Genomic DNA, 13,886 nt, shown 5'->3' on the forward strand with positions numbered 1-13,886 from the left:
AGGCACGGCGACCGCCAAAGCTACACCACGCCTTGGGACACGATCCTGGCTTGTTGATGAGGCCTCGTACCAACATGGTTGATCTGCCGATCTGGCCGTGTTTTGAAGGACGGCACCCGCGGCAGGATGATTACAGTAAGAATGACAGAGCAATTCGACATGTTTTCGGTAGAGGCTTCGCGCTACCGAGTAGTCACGCGTCGCGCCGCTTCCGGATTCGCCAAGCCCGAACAGCCTGCCGTTTTCATAAGTGAAGAGGAGAAGGTTCGGCATCTCTCGGAGACGAACCGATACCGCATCCTCAGGAAACTTGAGCAGCGCGCAGTCGCGCCGTCCCCGCGTTTTGAGTTCCCCCTCAGGGGGCATCATTCTCGACACCGAGACCACGGGCCTCAATGCGCGCAAAGATGAGATTATCGAAATCGGCGTCATCGCCTTCACCTTCGATGTGAATGGCTCCTCGAATTCAACGGGAACTGTGCTGGGGTTGATTGCGCACGCGGGCTATCGCTGACATATCCCAGCGTGTTTGGGCCTTCTCATCTCGCCCCGCCTGTAGATCCGCGAGCCTTCTCCCGGAACTCCCCTGGCGGAACGCCGAAATGGGCTTTGAAAACCCGAGAGAACTGGGTCTGGTCGCCGAAGCCCCAGCGGTAGGCGATCTCCGCTGCGGTTTGATTGTTGTTCGGGTCGGCGAGCGCTTCCCGGCAAGCAGTCAGCCGCTGGTCGCGAATCCAGCCTCTTACCGTCTGATCGGTGTCTCTGAACAACTCATGCAGATAACGGGTGGAGATGCCGCAAGCTTGTGCGATGCGATCCGGCCGGAGCCCGAATTCGTGAAGGTTGTTTCGGATATAGCCCTCGATACGAGCGAGATGGGCAGCGCGAACGGTCGAGTTGCCTGAAGTCAGCACGCGCTCGTCGGCTTTGATCGCCAGCACGAGCAGATCGACCAATTGGCGGCCGACCGTTGCCCTTGCCTCCTGTGTCATCCCGTCGAAACGCGCGGGCAGGAGTTGCAGCATGTCGTTGAAAAGGCCGCCCGCGCCGTTGTTTGCCTCGAACTGAAGCGTACAGAACCTGTCCGGCGCCCGCAACCGGCCGGTCAACGCATCCGCATCGACCTTCAGTACCCACATGTCAGCCGGTTCGGCGTGGCTGAACTGGTAGGGCTCGCTGCTGCGCTCCAGAATGAAGCCGCCGGGCGGGCATTTGACGTCCCGGCCGCACTGGGAAAAGGAAACCTCCGCCCTTGCCGGCACCGTTACGAGGAACTCCTCCGCCCGCGCGCCGCGGAAATGGTGCGGCAGGCGCAGATATTGAAGCGCATCGCAGGTGAGGCGGGAGATCGACACGTCGCCGAACCGCCAGGTGGTCAGATCACCGGAAAACCGGTCGGCCTCGCGGAAGCGAAGGTCGAGCGGAAAATAGGCCGAGGCGATGGCCTCGTGCCAGTGGCGGCTGCGGTCGGGCGGTCGCGTCGCGCTCGTGGTGATGCTCGTCTTCATGCGGCTCGTCCTCTTGGGATCGAAGGTACGAACAGGAATTCTGCAAGGCAATGAAAATGGCAGCTTGTGCGCCTGCGCGCAATTCGTTGTTCCCTGCCTGCAAAGACGGACGCGAAAAACTCTGCCTAGATTGAAGCCGGCTTCAACGGTGCGACAGATACCGGCTGCCAGGGAACAGACATTTCAGCTAGACGACCGGTTTCCAGGCCGTCGGTTCTCGCCCTCAACCAGCGTGAACACGATGCTTCATACCCAGACTTCAAAAGTAGACCCGATCACGCTCTCGGTCGTGCGGGGCATGCTCGAAACGACCCAGCGCGAAATGACGCTTGCGCTCGAAAAGACGGCGCGTTCGTCGGTCTTCAACCTGGCGCACGACTATTCGACGGCGCTCTTCAACGCCCGGCCCGAGATGATCCTGCAGGGCCAGGACATCCCGATCCATCTCGGCTCGCTTATCCCCGCCATGAAAGCGGTCGCGGCCTTCTTCGGCGACGACATTCACGAAGGCGACCTCTTCCTTCACAACGACCCCGCATTCGGTGGCAGCCATGCCATCGACACCTGCATGTACAAGCCGGTCTTTTACAAGGGCGAACTGGTCTACTGGACCGTCTGCAAGGGGCATCTGACCGACATCGGCGGGCCGGTGCCGGCGGGGTACAACCCGAACGCCACGGAGATCTACGCCGAGTGCCTGCGCATCCCGCCGGTCAAGATCTGGGACCGCGGCAAGCCGCGCCATGACGTGCTCAACATGATCCTCACCAACATGCGCGCCCGCCGCGACCAGGAAGGTGACTTCCGTGCGCTCATCGGCGCCTGCCAGGTGGGCGAGCGCAACCTTATCGCCATGCTCGACAAGTACGGCAAGGCCGAGGTGGATGCCTGCGTCGACACGCTGCTCGACATGGCCGATCGCCACATGCGCGCGCTGATCGCCACGGTACCAGATGGTACCTATGAAGGCTCCGCCGTCCTGGAGGATGCCGGGCACGGCTTCGGCGACTTCGAGATCAAGGCGACGGTGACGATCACGGGCGACAGCTGCCATATCGCCATCGATAGCCCGCCGCAGGTGCCCTATTTCATTAACTCCTACGAGGGCAATTCCCATTCCGGCGTCTATCTCGGGCTGATGATGTTCGCGGCCCTGCCGCCACCCTACAACGAAGGGCTCTATCGCTGCGTCAGCCTCGACTTCGGCCCGAAGGGCACGCTTTGCAACGCGCAGGAGCCGGCCCCACACATGAACTGCACGACGACGCCCATGGAGACCCTGACGGACGCCGTGCGCCTGGCCTTCGAGAAGGCCATGCCCTCGAAGGTGTCGGCCTCTTGGGGCCATGCCAACGGCCTCAATATCGCTGGCCGCGACGCCCGCAACAACGAGGCATTCGTGACCATGGTGCTTGCCACCATCATTTCCGGTGGCGGGGCGACGCCCAAGCAGGATGGTTGGCACGCGGTTGGCCCGGAATGCTGCTTCGGGGCGCTCACATCGGGCGATGTCGAGCTGCTCGAATACTCCTATCCCATCGTCATCCACCGCTATGCGCTGATGACCGACTCGGGCGGCGCCGGCAAGTTCCGCGGCGGCTCGGGCACGGCCTGGGAGGTCGAGCCGCTCAATGGCGACATCCTGTGCATCGGCTTCGGCGAGGGCCGGCGCATCCCGGCCATGGGCGCGGCGGGCGCCAAGTCTGCAATGGTCGACACCAAGGTCGGCCGGGTGGAACTGCGCCGCGACGGCAAGGTCGAGGTGGAGAGGAAGAACATCATCGAGACCATAAAGCCGGGCCAGACGATCACCAACCTTAATCCGGGCGGCGGCGGCTACGGAAATCCGTTCGAACGGCCGGTCGAGAAGGTGGTCTGGGACGTGCGCAACGGCCTCGTCTCCATCGAAGGTGCCCGTCTCGACTATGGCGTGGTGATCGCGAACCCGCAGACCCTCGAGGTCGACACGGCCGCAACCGAATGGCTCAGAGCCACCGCGTAAGGAAAACCAGACATGACCATGCATTCCTACCGTCTCGGCATTGATGCCGGCGGCACCTTCACCGACTTCGTCATCGCCGACCGCGCGACGGGGGAAGTCAAGCTCTTCAAGGCGCTCTCCACGCCCTCCGATCCCACGAGGGCCATCGAAAACGGACTGGGGCTGATCGCCAACGACCTGGGCAAGCCGATCGAGGACATCATCGCGAATTGCGACCTCTGCATCAACGGCACGACGGTCGGTCTCAATGCGCTCATCACGCATCGCGGTGGCAAGACGGGCCTGATCTGCACGGCTGGCCACGAGGATTCCATCGAGATCCGCAACGGTCACAAGGAGGACGGTTTCCGCTACGATCCCGAATATCCGGCGGCGACCATGCTGGTGCCGCGCTACCTCAGGCGCGGCGTGCGCGAACGCGTCCTGTCGGATGGCTCGGTGCGCACCCCGCTCCATGAGGAGGACGTGCGAGAGGCCTGCAGGCTTCTCCTGAAGGAGGGCGTCGAGACCGTCGCCATCTCTTTCGTCTGGTCGGTGCTCGATCCGAGCCACGAGCGGCGCGCGGCCGAGATCGTGCGTGAGATGATGCCGGCGGCCATTCTCACGGTCGGCGCCGATCTCTACCCGCAGGTGCGCGAATATACCCGCACCTCCACCGCGGTGACGAACGCCTATCTCGCCCCTGTCATGCGCCGCTACGTCATGGCGGTCGACGCCTATTTCCGCAAGCTCGGTGCTAAGCAGCCGGTGCGCTACTTCCAGTCGAACGGCGGGCTTGCCGTGGGCCAGGTCATGACCGACCGTTCGGTCTACGCCATCAATTCCGGTCCGGCGTCGGCGCCGCAGGCGGGCCTTTATGCCGGCGCGCCCTTCGACCACAAGAACGTCATCACCGTCGACATGGGCGGCACGTCCTTCGACATCACACTCACCCGCAACGGACAAACCAACCTCAACAAGAACATCGACTTCCTGCGCTACCGCATCGGCGTGCCGATGATCCAGGTCGAGACGCTGGGCGCTGGCGGCGGCTCGGTCGGCTGGATCGATCCGCTCGGCCTCCTTCAGGTCGGCCCGCAATCGGCCGGCTCCGAGCCGGGCCCGGCCTGTTACGGCCGCGGCGGCACGGAGCCGACGACGTCGGACGCGAACCTCGTTCTCGGTTACCTCAACCCCGAAGGGCTTCTCGGCGGCAAGCTGCCGCTCGACATCGAGAAAGCGCGCGCGGCGGTGGCGGGGGTCGCAGGACCGCTCGGCATGTCAGTGGAGCAGGCGGCCTACGGCATGTACGCCATCGTCAACAACTCGATGGTCAATGGCATCCGCCGCGTTTCGGTCGAGCGCGGCTACGATCCGCGCGATTTTGTGCTGGTGGGGGCAGGGGGCGCAACAGCGGCGCATATCACGGCGCTGGCCCGGGAGATCGGTATCGATACCATCATCCTGCCCAAGCTCGCTTCGGGCCTTTGCGCCTTCGGTCAGATCATCTCTGACGTGAAGTACAACTATATGGCGCCCGCGCCCGTGCGCCTCGACAACGCAGCGGCCTATGAGCGCATCGACAGCCTGTTCAAGGAGATCGAAGCGAAGGGCGTTTCGCATCTGGAGGCGGACGGGTTTGCCCCTGATGCCATTGACATCAAACGCTCGATCGACATGCGTTATGTCGGTCAGGTGCACGAATGCACCGTGGACATCGGCACCTTCCCGATCAACGAGACCACGATCGAGAAGGTCAAGGATGCCTTCCATGCCCGCCACGAGGAACTCTACACCTACTCCGAGCGCCACAGCGTGGTCGAGGTGGTGAACCTGGAATCCACCATCTACGGCCGCATCGAAAAGGTCCGCCCGCCGAAGCTTCTGGCAGCCGGCGATGCTCGCGAGGCGCTGAAGGGCCATCGCGATGCGATTTTCGACCAGTCGGGCAAGCCGGTCTCAACGCCGATCTACGACGGCGCGAAGCTCTGTGCTGGCGTCCTCATCACGGGGCCGGCCATCATCGAGGAGGTGACGACGACTATCGTCATTGAGCCCGGCTGGACGAGCATTCTGCATGAAAGCGGCAGCTATCTGCTGACACGGGAAGACTGACGGCTTGCCCCGCGTTCGGGCGGGGCAGCCACCTGCAACGAAGAGGGGAAAACAATGGCAGGCAACCTATCGGCCGTGGAGGCCGAGACTTCTGACTTCTCCAACGTGGCTGTACCGCCACAGGCACGCATGCCCCGAGGGGCGTTGACCATGGCGTGGTGGGCGGTGTGCAGCGCCGTCTTCTACATCGTGGTCGGGGCGGCGATGGCGCTCAATTTCGGCACGCGCAATGCCATCATCGGCATGGTGCTCTCGGTGGTCGTCTATGGCCTCGTCAACGCAGTGCTCAGCCGCTTTGCCATTCGCACCGGGCTTTCCGTCGCCCTGTTCTCGCGCGTGCTGTTCGGCAATGTCGGGGCGGGGCTGGCGACTCTCATCTTCTGCGCTACGGCGATCTACTACGCCGTCTTCGAGGGCTCGGTGATCGCTGTCGGCATCACCACGATCCTTCCGTCGATCTCCTATCCGCTCGCGGCGCTGATCGTGGTTCTCTACAGCGTGCCGCTGATCTTCGGCAGCATCCAGACCTGGCTCGACAAGTTCAACGGAGTGCTGTTGCCGTTCTACATCCTCGGCCTCGTCGTGGCGGTCTTCCTCGCCGTCGGCGAATACGGCTACAGCGACAAGTGGCTGAACCTGGGGCCGGAAGCCGGTGCTCCGGCCGGTGGCTGGTGGTCTTGCTTCGTCTACTACATGGGCGTCTGGGTGTTGATGATGTTCACCTTCGATTATGCCCGCTTCGGCCGTGAGGAGGATGCGGGCTATCACGCCTGGTTCAACTTCGGCATGCCGTTCTATGCCATGGCCTTCCTGGTGAGTGGCCTCTTCGGCATGTTCATGATCGGCACGGTGCCGGACCTCGGCGCTCTTTCGGAGGTCAGCGTGCTTCTGGCGCTGCTCAAGCTCATGGGGATCTGGGGGTTGCTGTTCGTCTGGGTCACGCAGACCCGCATCAACACTGCCAACTACTATCTCGCCGCGGTCAACATGGAAGCGCTCGTGCAGCTCTTCAGTAAACTGCCCTTCGGGCGGATCGGCTGGGCAATCGCGGTCGGCGCGATCGTCTATGTGCTGATGCTCGCGGATGTCTTCGCTTATCTGTTGTCGGCGCTCGCCTATCAGGGCATCTTCGTCGTCGCCTGGGTGGCGGTCGCCATGTCGCACATCCTGATCGACCGGTACAGCGCGCTTGTGGGCGGCACCATCGAATACCGCTCCAGCCATGTGCCCGCCTTCAACCCCCTTGGTATCGTCGCCTGGTTCGTCGCCGCAGCCATTGGCATCTGGCTCCATGTCTGGGGCGGCGGCTATGCGGAACTCTCAGCCCCGGCGACCGCTGTCATCGCCTTTTGCATCTATGCAGCGGGCCTGGCGAAGGCGCGCCGCTCCTGGTTCTTGGCGGCCAGCTGATCACGCGGACCGCGCCCCGCCACGGGGCACGGTCCAAGTTCACGAATCGTCCTCAGCAAAGCGCCCCATATGGGCCAGGACCCTGACAAAAGCCGCAGGAGCTTGACGTCGGTCAACTTCAAGTCGATCGGCGGGCTGATCTATGTCCGTCTTTCGGACAATCCGCCCGTCGAAATTCTCCATCTTTCGGCATCGAAGCGCACGGACGGTAGCCGCGTTTGCGTTTCTGGCGTAGCAGGTCGAGAAACAGCCGTTCTTCTTCCTCGTCCCGGCCGAAATGATGCACCATCATCTGTCCTTTGGTTCCAATGCGGCCCCACTTCCGCAGCAGGCAGACGTCTCCGAACAGATTGGGTTCAATCGACATCGCGTAATAACGCGCCATGTTCCTGGCGGCGTCTGAGCGCTCGACATAGAGGTGGTAAGGTTGCGAGATCATGAGATCAGAATCGCCGATCCGCGGAATCGCGTCCAATGACACTTAGAGGACGCGGATCGAGGAGCAGACGCTGGAGCAGCCGGCTTGATCAGACCTCCGAGGTGGGGTGAGCGAAACCCAGCCCGCCTCGGTCACTCTTCGCGCGCAGAGCAGCTGCAGCCGCCAGGACAGCCATCTTCATTCGTAAGGCAAAGCCCTGCCTTCTCGAAGGCCAGCCTCGGTTGCGCCTCGGGCGAGCGATGCACTCCATGACGCTCGCACTCGTAATCCCGGATGGCGGTGCGCGAGACGAGCGAATGAACGGCCAATCCTCTTGTGTCTAGGGCTTCGCGCCGGTCATCCTCTGACAAGGTCAGGAATAGATCAGCCATGCGCAGCTTTCCCGACGCTTCTTGCCAGCCAGGTCGGGAACTGCGGCGCCGCCGCCACTAGCTCGCCGAACGCGTCCGGCGCCAGCTTTCGCTTGATCCGCGACAGTGCTTCATCAGCCTTCTCCGGCCCAAGCCAGGCGAGCGCACGGACCGCCACGCCGGCGGGCCGATCGGCCAAGGCCAGTTACCAGCGAGGCACATGCCTGAGCTCGACCGTCTGCTGTCCAAGGCTCATCGTCCGGCTGCGCCCGGATGTCAGGTAGACGGAGCGGACGGGGACCTGGTTGGTCAGGCCCAGGGCATTTGCCGCGGCGGCGCCGTTCGAAACGATCACGTCGCCGCGGTGCTGCGCGACCGCGTCCACCGCCTGTTCGACCGTCGGCGGCCGGTTGCCAAAACGGCTTTTGACAGGCCGCATATAGATGCCGCGGCCGGCGCGGACGAGCTCGCCGCGCTCGGCCAGTCGCGAAAGAGCCTGGTCCAGGGCGGCACGATTTCCGAGATGCAGAAAGCTCTTTGCCGAAAGCGCGGCTCCTTCCGGCAGACGTTCAGCATGGTCCATAATTTGCGACGTCAGCTTTTGCATGGCATTTCTCCTATCAGAAATCTATGCGAGTTTCTGACAGTTTGCAGCGGAGGGAGAAGGGCGGGGGAGCCGAACCGCGCTGACCAAAATTCATATCGAAATATTGGTCAATAGCCCGCTTATCGCTCCACCCAGCGCTCCACCCAGCGCTACTCACCTATCAGGCCATCAAACACTTCCAACATCGCGTCACTGATGGCCTTGCCGAGCGCCGCCGCCGTATTCACAAGCGCCTCCTCGTCCATGTCGCGAGCAGCCATCGCAAAGGCGGCTCCCTCGGACGTTACGATTTCCCGCGCCCGCTCGATTGCCCACAGGGCGAAGTCACTACGGTTGCTGAACTCCACGGTTTCCATGTCGTCTCCTGATTCTTGTTCCGGGGATGGCTTATACCGATTTGCCGACAATGCAGACTGGAGAGTTCGTCCTACGTTCGGAAACCAGTGGCCCAGCAGTTCGATTAGTTCTTGAGCGCATCCCTAGCGGAGCAGGCGGAGGAAATCGGCGGCAAGTTTTGCCGACACATCAGCGCTGCGTTGGGACATCATGACTTGCGGCACCGCGGCAGATTCCGTGCGCAGGCCACGCACCATGGCATCGGTGACGGCCTGTCCGATGAAACCGATCTTCTGCGGCGGAGGCATGGCTATTCCGCCCCGACGCGATCGCCGAGCGAAACGTCGGTCGTATAGTTTTCGCGCATGAAACGGAGGAAGTTGTCCTGGAACTGCCTTGTATGGGCATGCGCAAGCTCGTCGGCGCCGCTCGACATCCTTGGCGCGGATCGCTTCTAGCATGAGGTTATGCTCGTCGGTCAGGAGATAACCGGCATCGATCCCCTGATCTGCGCGGTGTCGGCGCACCTCATACTGCTGACCATCGTGATAATGGCGGTGCTGGACCGCCTATACGGTCTCGAGCGCCTGTTCGTCGGAGAAGGCCGGTCGTAGCTTCGGCGCGGAAGCCACAGTCGCGCGATTGCCATCGACACGCAATGTCGGTCGGGTCAGGCATCCCTATGGAACTGATGGTCCAGGCCCAGCGGATCTCGAACGGCGGGATAAAGTCCCGAGATATTCTGCTTGGCAGGAAATTCGATGTCCAGCTCGACGAAAATCGATCAAGAGACGCTCTCGACCACAGCGCAAGCCGTTGTCACGGCGATTTCTGGATCTGTGGAAGCTGCTCGCAAGGCGCGATCAAGATCGCGTCTTTGCAGTATCGAAGTCGATGCCGTCCGCCATCGCGGATAGGTTTCAGTGTCGATAACAGGGCGGACTTGTAGCCCCTGTCGCTGTCGAACCGGGCCTGCTCTCCCTGTTCCTCAGGTCCATTCGGCTGCTTGCCGCGCAGGCCGAAGTAGCAATAGCCGAAGCTGCAGAGCACCGCTGTCATCTTCGAAGAGCTCATTGATGATGGCGCCCTCGCGCGGTCCGGTGGCCTGGAAGAAGGTGACCTTGTGTCCCGGCTGCAGGCTAATGATCTCCCCGATGTCGGAGCCGGCGATGGTGGCTTCGCGCACGAAGTGGCTCGCGCTCTCCTCCATCACATCGCAGCAGGTGCAAAGGCCGGACGGGAGGAAGAGGCCCTTCCACAACTGTTCGCAAGTGAGCATGGCTTCGCCCTCAGGAGGGTTGTTTGGAAAGCGCCGGCCGCTGCCTCAGAGGGCGGCGGCCGTTTCGGAAGCGAAGCTGTAATAGGAGCGCAGTGGGCGGCCGAGCAGCGTCGTCAGTCGCCCTCGATCCGCGTCCTCCGGCAGCATGCCGTCGGTGAGGAAGCGCTCACCCATCATCCGCATGTCATAGGCCATCCATGGCGGCATGAACTGCTTGAGGTTCTGTTCGAAGGCCTCCGTATCGCCACCGGCATAGGTGACTTGGCGGCCGAGCACGTCCGACCAGATGTTTGAGATCTCTGCTCCTGTCAGCGTGTCGGGGCCAACCAGATTGATGCGCTCAAGCGGCAGCGGCTCTGCTGCCTGTTCACGACGAAGCAGTTCGAGCGCGGCAATTTCGGCAATGTCACGCACATCGACCATTGCCAGGCCCTTGTCGCCGACCGGCATCGGGTAGACGCCATAGCCGATGATCGCCTGCTGGATCATCAGATCATTCTGGATGTAGTAGGCCGGGCGAAGGATGGTCGCATTGATCCCCATCTGCTCGATCATCCGCTCGACGGCATGCTTGCCCGCGAAGTGGGGCACGTTGACGTAGACATCCGGATGGATGACCGACAGGTAGACGATGCGCTCGATGCCGGTCGACCGCGCGACATTGAGTGCGATCAGGGCTTGGGTGAATTCGTCGGGCACAACGGCGTTCAGCAGGAACAATGTCGATACGCCCGCCATGGCGCTGCGCAAGGATTCGACATCGAGTAGATCGCCCTGCACGGCGGCAACGCCTGCCGGAAGGTTTGCCTTTGCGGGATCGCGGACAAGGGCGCGGACGTCGGCGCCGTGGTTGACGAGTTGATGGACAACTTGGCTGCCGACATTTCCAGTGGCGCCGATAACGAGGATGGTCATTGGGAGTGTCTCCGGGTTTGTATTCTTGACCTCCCGAATATGTCTGGTCCATTATCGGCCGAATAGTTTGTAATTTTGGACAGACTGTCTCAAGGGTGGAACACCGTGGATCTGTTGGCACTTGCCGATTTCAACCTCGTTGCCCGTCATGGAGGGTTCGGCAAGGCGGCGCGGGCCTCCGGCCGACCGAAGGCCACGCTGTCCCGGAGGGTAGCGGAACTGGAAGCTGCTCTTGATCTGCGCCTGTTTGAGCGCGGGCTGCGCGACCTGAAGCTCACGGAGGAGGGGCGGGCCCTTCATGAGCGGACGGCTTCACTGCTTACAGAGCTCGACGAAACCGCGGCCGCCATTGCCTCGGGCGGAGAGAAGCCGCGTGGCAGGCTGCGGATCAGCGCTCCGCTTCTTCTTTCGCAGACGGCGATGGGCAAGATTGCCGCAGGTTTTGCGCTGAAGTATCCGGACGTGAGGCTTGAGATCACGACCGAAGACCGGGCCGTCGATATGATCGAGGAAGGATACGACCTCGTCATTCGCGTGAACCCTGATCCTGACGAATCCCTGATCGGGAAAGCCTTCCTGCATGATCGGCTGGTTGTCGTGGCACATCCGGATCTTCATCGACCGGCTGCGGATGTTCCTCTCCCAGGTGTTGTGCGGGAAACAAGTGTTCAGCAGACCTGGAACGTCATGACCCCTCAGGGCTCGATAAAGATCAGGATCGAGCCCGTCCTCAGCTTATCCTCGCTCATCATGGTTCGGGATGCGGTGCGCGCCGGGGTCGGTGCTGCACGTCTGCCGATCTCGCTAGTGACCCACGATCTGGCCGCCGGGACCTTGATGCACTGGGGAGACGTTGAGAGGTCGGAGATCTCGCTCTGGGCGCTCTACCCCTCACGACGGCTGCTTAGCGCGCGTGTCTCGGCGTTCCTGGATTTCCTCAAGCAGGTCTTCCCAAACGGCACGCCAGACGAACTCGCCGCCTATATCGGCGAATAGCCTTGGTAGTCAGAGGTTGCGATGGACGTTCAAGGAGCGAATGATCGTCACACTGGTTAACGTTCACCGCCTACAGATCCGCAGGCGGCCTAGCTGATCGGCGGTGGCGATTTACCCAGAGCCATTTCTACCAAGCACTTAACCACGAGGATGATGCGTCGTCGGTTCAGTTCCCATCGACCGCAAGATTGAAGAACAGCGGCTCGCCGGTTCGGACCCTTTCAAGGCGCTAGCCCGACGGGTCACGCTTGCCTCACTGTCAAAATCAAGATTCGAGCTGCAATTGCGATCCGTGCAGTCGCCGCGGTGAAGGCCGCCCTAGATCCGCCATCTCCATCGCCAGGCGCGGCGGCGCATCGACGACGCCTGACAGAAGATCAGGGTCGTCGAAGATTGGAATCGGTTATAGTAAAGGGCATGCACCTATCTCATACCGTTATGCCTTTTTCATATTCCGTCGAAGAGCTTATGCAGATGCCCCGTTTTCGGGATAGCTTAGCTACCGCCGCGCAAGACCTTCTTGAAACGCACCTCTCGTTACCCAGGGAAGTCCACTACGTCGCCGATTTGCAGCGGTGGATGCTCAGTCAGATGACCATTGCCATACATTTCGAGCATGTACGCGATCCGACCTTTCCTCCAATTTCCCCGAGCAATCTGATCCGTGCGGTGGGTGATACGAGAATAGCCAGTCGGAACACTGTTCACACCTTCCTCATGGAGATGCGCAGATATCGCTTCGTCGTTCCCAGGGAGACAGCCGACCGTCGGCAACGCGCCGTTCAGGCGACGGAAATGAGCGAGCAACTCATCCGACGATATTTCGATATTCATCTTCGAGCACTCGACCTCATGGACGGTGGTGTGCGATACGAGCTTTCGTGTAAGCATCCAACATTGCTCCATTACGCCCAACCGCGTTTCACATGGATGCTCGTAAGCCGCAGCGACTGGTACAAGCCACCGCAGAGCATCGCAAAGTTCGTCAGCTCCGACTCTGGCAGCAGCGTCCTGCATGACCTGATCCGGAGTGTTCGTCCCTTGTCAAAGGATGACACGAGTCCAATATGGGTCGGGAGAGTCTCGCCCAAAGCGCTCTCAAGCCGATATCGAATTTCGAGAACACATGCGGCGCGGCTTCTTGCCTTGGCGCGTGAAGCGCAACTTGTCGGATGGGCGAAGGAAAGCAATCGCGGAAACTGCTGGGTTTCGCCTCAACTCGTCCGGGACTATCTCTATTGGCAAGCGATCAAGCTGGCCACGGTATCGAAGGCGTTTGAGGATGCCTGCATGGAGGATGGTCCTATCCGCATTCCGCCCCAGGAACACCCAGATGAGGCGGGAGGCCTCTAGTGCTTCCCGCCCATCGACTTATTCATGGATTGTGTATTCGCTAAGCTCGCAAAGGTTCTGCACATCTGTCGTCGTTTCAAGGTCGTCACCCTGAAACTCGAAACGCATATCGTATTTGCAGACTGACCTACCATCTGCAATGGTGATCTCCATTGACTCGCCAGGACCCAAGGCTTCGCGACCGAAGATGTCGTCTTCCCAACTGTCAGTACCGACCGGGGACGCATAGAAGTTGTTCAAAACGGAGTTCGTTCCGTTCTTCAGGGTAAACACGAGATCGTCGGCCCTGGCAGATGCAGAGGCACACACGACGATGGCGGTTGCCGCCAGCATAACCTTAAACTTTTTCATTTTTTCAATCCGTTAGGAGATGATGTGTGTGAAGCTTCCCTCTCATCTATAGTTGGATGTCTGAGCGAACTGAAGATTGCTCCCGTTCCATCTTTGGGACTATTTTGCCGCCATTGAATGACATCAAAATGTTCCTTACCTCGGCCTATTCCTCGAGGCTTCGGCTGATGCATTGGTGCGATTGCGACAAGGCGAGTCATTCGTGCAGCGCGGCAAACAAGGTGAGACGCAGCGTCAATTAGGATG

Annotated in this window: 11 protein-coding genes and 5 pseudogenes; 7 read left to right on the forward strand and 9 right to left on the reverse strand. The window is 61.2% G+C overall.

What is annotated here, in order from left to right:
- Window positions 1–310: 310 nt before the first annotated feature.
- On the forward strand, window positions 311–514 hold the full coding sequence (locus tag ACM6UT_RS22560; RefSeq protein ID WP_416799542.1) for an exonuclease domain-containing protein: 204 nt from the start codon (window positions 311–313) through the stop codon (window positions 512–514).
- Between the two features lie 25 nt (window positions 515–539).
- Here the strand turns inward: ACM6UT_RS22560 and ACM6UT_RS22565 are convergent, their stop codons facing one another.
- Window positions 540–1,508: an AraC family transcriptional regulator gene (locus ACM6UT_RS22565; protein WP_416799543.1), complete on the reverse strand. Its 969-nt coding sequence runs from the start codon at window positions 1,506–1,508 to the stop codon at window positions 540–542.
- Between the two features lie 241 nt (window positions 1,509–1,749).
- Between ACM6UT_RS22565 and capB the strand changes: the two genes are divergently transcribed.
- The 4 genes and pseudogenes from capB to ACM6UT_RS22585 all read left to right on the forward strand — a co-directional run.
- Window positions 1,750–3,510: a caprolactamase subunit beta gene (gene capB, locus ACM6UT_RS22570; RefSeq protein ID WP_416799544.1), complete on the forward strand. Its 1,761-nt coding sequence runs from the start codon at window positions 1,750–1,752 to the stop codon at window positions 3,508–3,510.
- Between the two features lie 12 nt (window positions 3,511–3,522).
- On the forward strand, window positions 3,523–5,604 hold the full coding sequence (gene capA, locus ACM6UT_RS22575; RefSeq protein WP_416799545.1) for a caprolactamase subunit alpha: 2,082 nt from the start codon (window positions 3,523–3,525) through the stop codon (window positions 5,602–5,604).
- 54 nt (window positions 5,605–5,658) lie between these two features.
- A complete protein-coding gene (locus tag ACM6UT_RS22580) occupies window positions 5,659–7,014 on the forward strand; it encodes a purine-cytosine permease family protein (RefSeq protein WP_416799546.1) in 1,356 nt (451 codons plus the stop codon).
- 51 nt (window positions 7,015–7,065) lie between these two features.
- Window positions 7,066–7,191 (forward strand): annotated as a pseudogene (locus ACM6UT_RS22585) (aromatic ring-hydroxylating dioxygenase subunit alpha); the annotation flags it as partial.
- A gap of 10 nt (window positions 7,192–7,201) precedes the next feature.
- On the opposite strand, the pseudogene ACM6UT_RS22590 reads toward ACM6UT_RS22585, so the two are convergent.
- From ACM6UT_RS22590 to ACM6UT_RS22620, 7 genes and pseudogenes are all read right to left on the reverse strand, one after another.
- Window positions 7,202–7,453: pseudogene (locus ACM6UT_RS22590) on the reverse strand (WGR domain-containing protein); the annotation flags it as partial.
- A gap of 363 nt (window positions 7,454–7,816) precedes the next feature.
- Window positions 7,817–8,410, reverse strand: a pseudogene (locus ACM6UT_RS22595) (DUF6088 family protein).
- 149 nt (window positions 8,411–8,559) lie between these two features.
- Window positions 8,560–8,766 carry a hypothetical protein gene (locus ACM6UT_RS22600; protein WP_416799547.1) on the reverse strand — a complete coding sequence of 69 codons (207 nt, stop codon included), beginning with the start codon at window positions 8,764–8,766 and terminating at the stop codon, window positions 8,560–8,562.
- Between the two features lie 123 nt (window positions 8,767–8,889).
- The gene (locus ACM6UT_RS22605) at window positions 8,890–9,054 is read right to left on the reverse strand and encodes a hypothetical protein (protein WP_416799548.1); all 165 of its coding nucleotides are present in this window, start codon (window positions 9,052–9,054) and stop codon (window positions 8,890–8,892) included.
- Between the two features lie 2 nt (window positions 9,055–9,056).
- A pseudogene (locus tag ACM6UT_RS22610) lies at window positions 9,057–9,237 on the reverse strand (GntR family transcriptional regulator); the annotation flags it as partial.
- 415 nt (window positions 9,238–9,652) lie between these two features.
- Window positions 9,653–10,025: pseudogene (locus tag ACM6UT_RS22615) on the reverse strand (AtaL-like protein); the annotation flags it as partial.
- A 45-nt stretch (window positions 10,026–10,070) separates the two neighbouring features.
- The gene (locus ACM6UT_RS22620) at window positions 10,071–10,940 is read right to left on the reverse strand and encodes an NmrA/HSCARG family protein (RefSeq protein ID WP_416799549.1); all 870 of its coding nucleotides are present in this window, start codon (window positions 10,938–10,940) and stop codon (window positions 10,071–10,073) included.
- 105 nt (window positions 10,941–11,045) lie between these two features.
- On the opposite strand from ACM6UT_RS22620, the gene ACM6UT_RS22625 reads away from it, so the two are divergent.
- Together ACM6UT_RS22625 and ACM6UT_RS22630 are read left to right on the forward strand one after the other, a co-directional pair.
- Window positions 11,046–11,936, forward strand: a complete 891-nt coding sequence (locus tag ACM6UT_RS22625; RefSeq protein WP_416799550.1) for a LysR family transcriptional regulator — start codon at window positions 11,046–11,048, stop codon at window positions 11,934–11,936.
- A gap of 468 nt (window positions 11,937–12,404) precedes the next feature.
- Window positions 12,405–13,289, forward strand: coding sequence for a hypothetical protein (locus ACM6UT_RS22630; protein WP_416799551.1), 885 nt, complete (start codon window positions 12,405–12,407; stop codon window positions 13,287–13,289).
- Between the two features lie 18 nt (window positions 13,290–13,307).
- Here ACM6UT_RS22630 and ACM6UT_RS22635 read toward each other — a convergent pair whose 3' ends face one another.
- Window positions 13,308–13,640, reverse strand: coding sequence for a hypothetical protein (locus ACM6UT_RS22635; protein WP_416799552.1), 333 nt, complete (start codon window positions 13,638–13,640; stop codon window positions 13,308–13,310).
- Window positions 13,641–13,886 lie beyond the last annotated feature (246 nt).

Source organism: Ciceribacter azotifigens (assembly GCF_048159625.1).
Taxonomy (GTDB): domain Bacteria; phylum Pseudomonadota; class Alphaproteobacteria; order Rhizobiales; family Rhizobiaceae; genus Allorhizobium; species Allorhizobium azotifigens.

Bases quoted from the DNA above. Each gene is read 5' to 3' on its own strand.
- ACM6UT_RS22565 (WP_416799543.1), bottom strand. From the start codon at position 1,508: ATGAAGACGAGCATCACCACGAGCGCGACGCGACCGCCCGACCGCAGC.
- capB (WP_416799544.1), top strand. From the start codon at position 1,750: ATGCTTCATACCCAGACTTCAAAAGTAGACCCGATCACGCTCTCGGTC.
- capA (WP_416799545.1), top strand. From the start codon at position 3,523: ATGACCATGCATTCCTACCGTCTCGGCATTGATGCCGGCGGCACCTTC.
- ACM6UT_RS22580 (WP_416799546.1), top strand. From the start codon at position 5,659: ATGGCAGGCAACCTATCGGCCGTGGAGGCCGAGACTTCTGACTTCTCC.
- ACM6UT_RS22600 (WP_416799547.1), bottom strand. From the start codon at position 8,766: ATGGAAACCGTGGAGTTCAGCAACCGTAGTGACTTCGCCCTGTGGGCA.
- ACM6UT_RS22605 (WP_416799548.1), bottom strand. From the start codon at position 9,054: ATGCCTCCGCCGCAGAAGATCGGTTTCATCGGACAGGCCGTCACCGAT.
- ACM6UT_RS22620 (WP_416799549.1), bottom strand. From the start codon at position 10,940: ATGACCATCCTCGTTATCGGCGCCACTGGAAATGTCGGCAGCCAAGTT.
- ACM6UT_RS22630 (WP_416799551.1), top strand. From the start codon at position 12,405: ATGCAGATGCCCCGTTTTCGGGATAGCTTAGCTACCGCCGCGCAAGAC.
- ACM6UT_RS22635 (WP_416799552.1), bottom strand. From the start codon at position 13,640: ATGAAAAAGTTTAAGGTTATGCTGGCGGCAACCGCCATCGTCGTGTGT.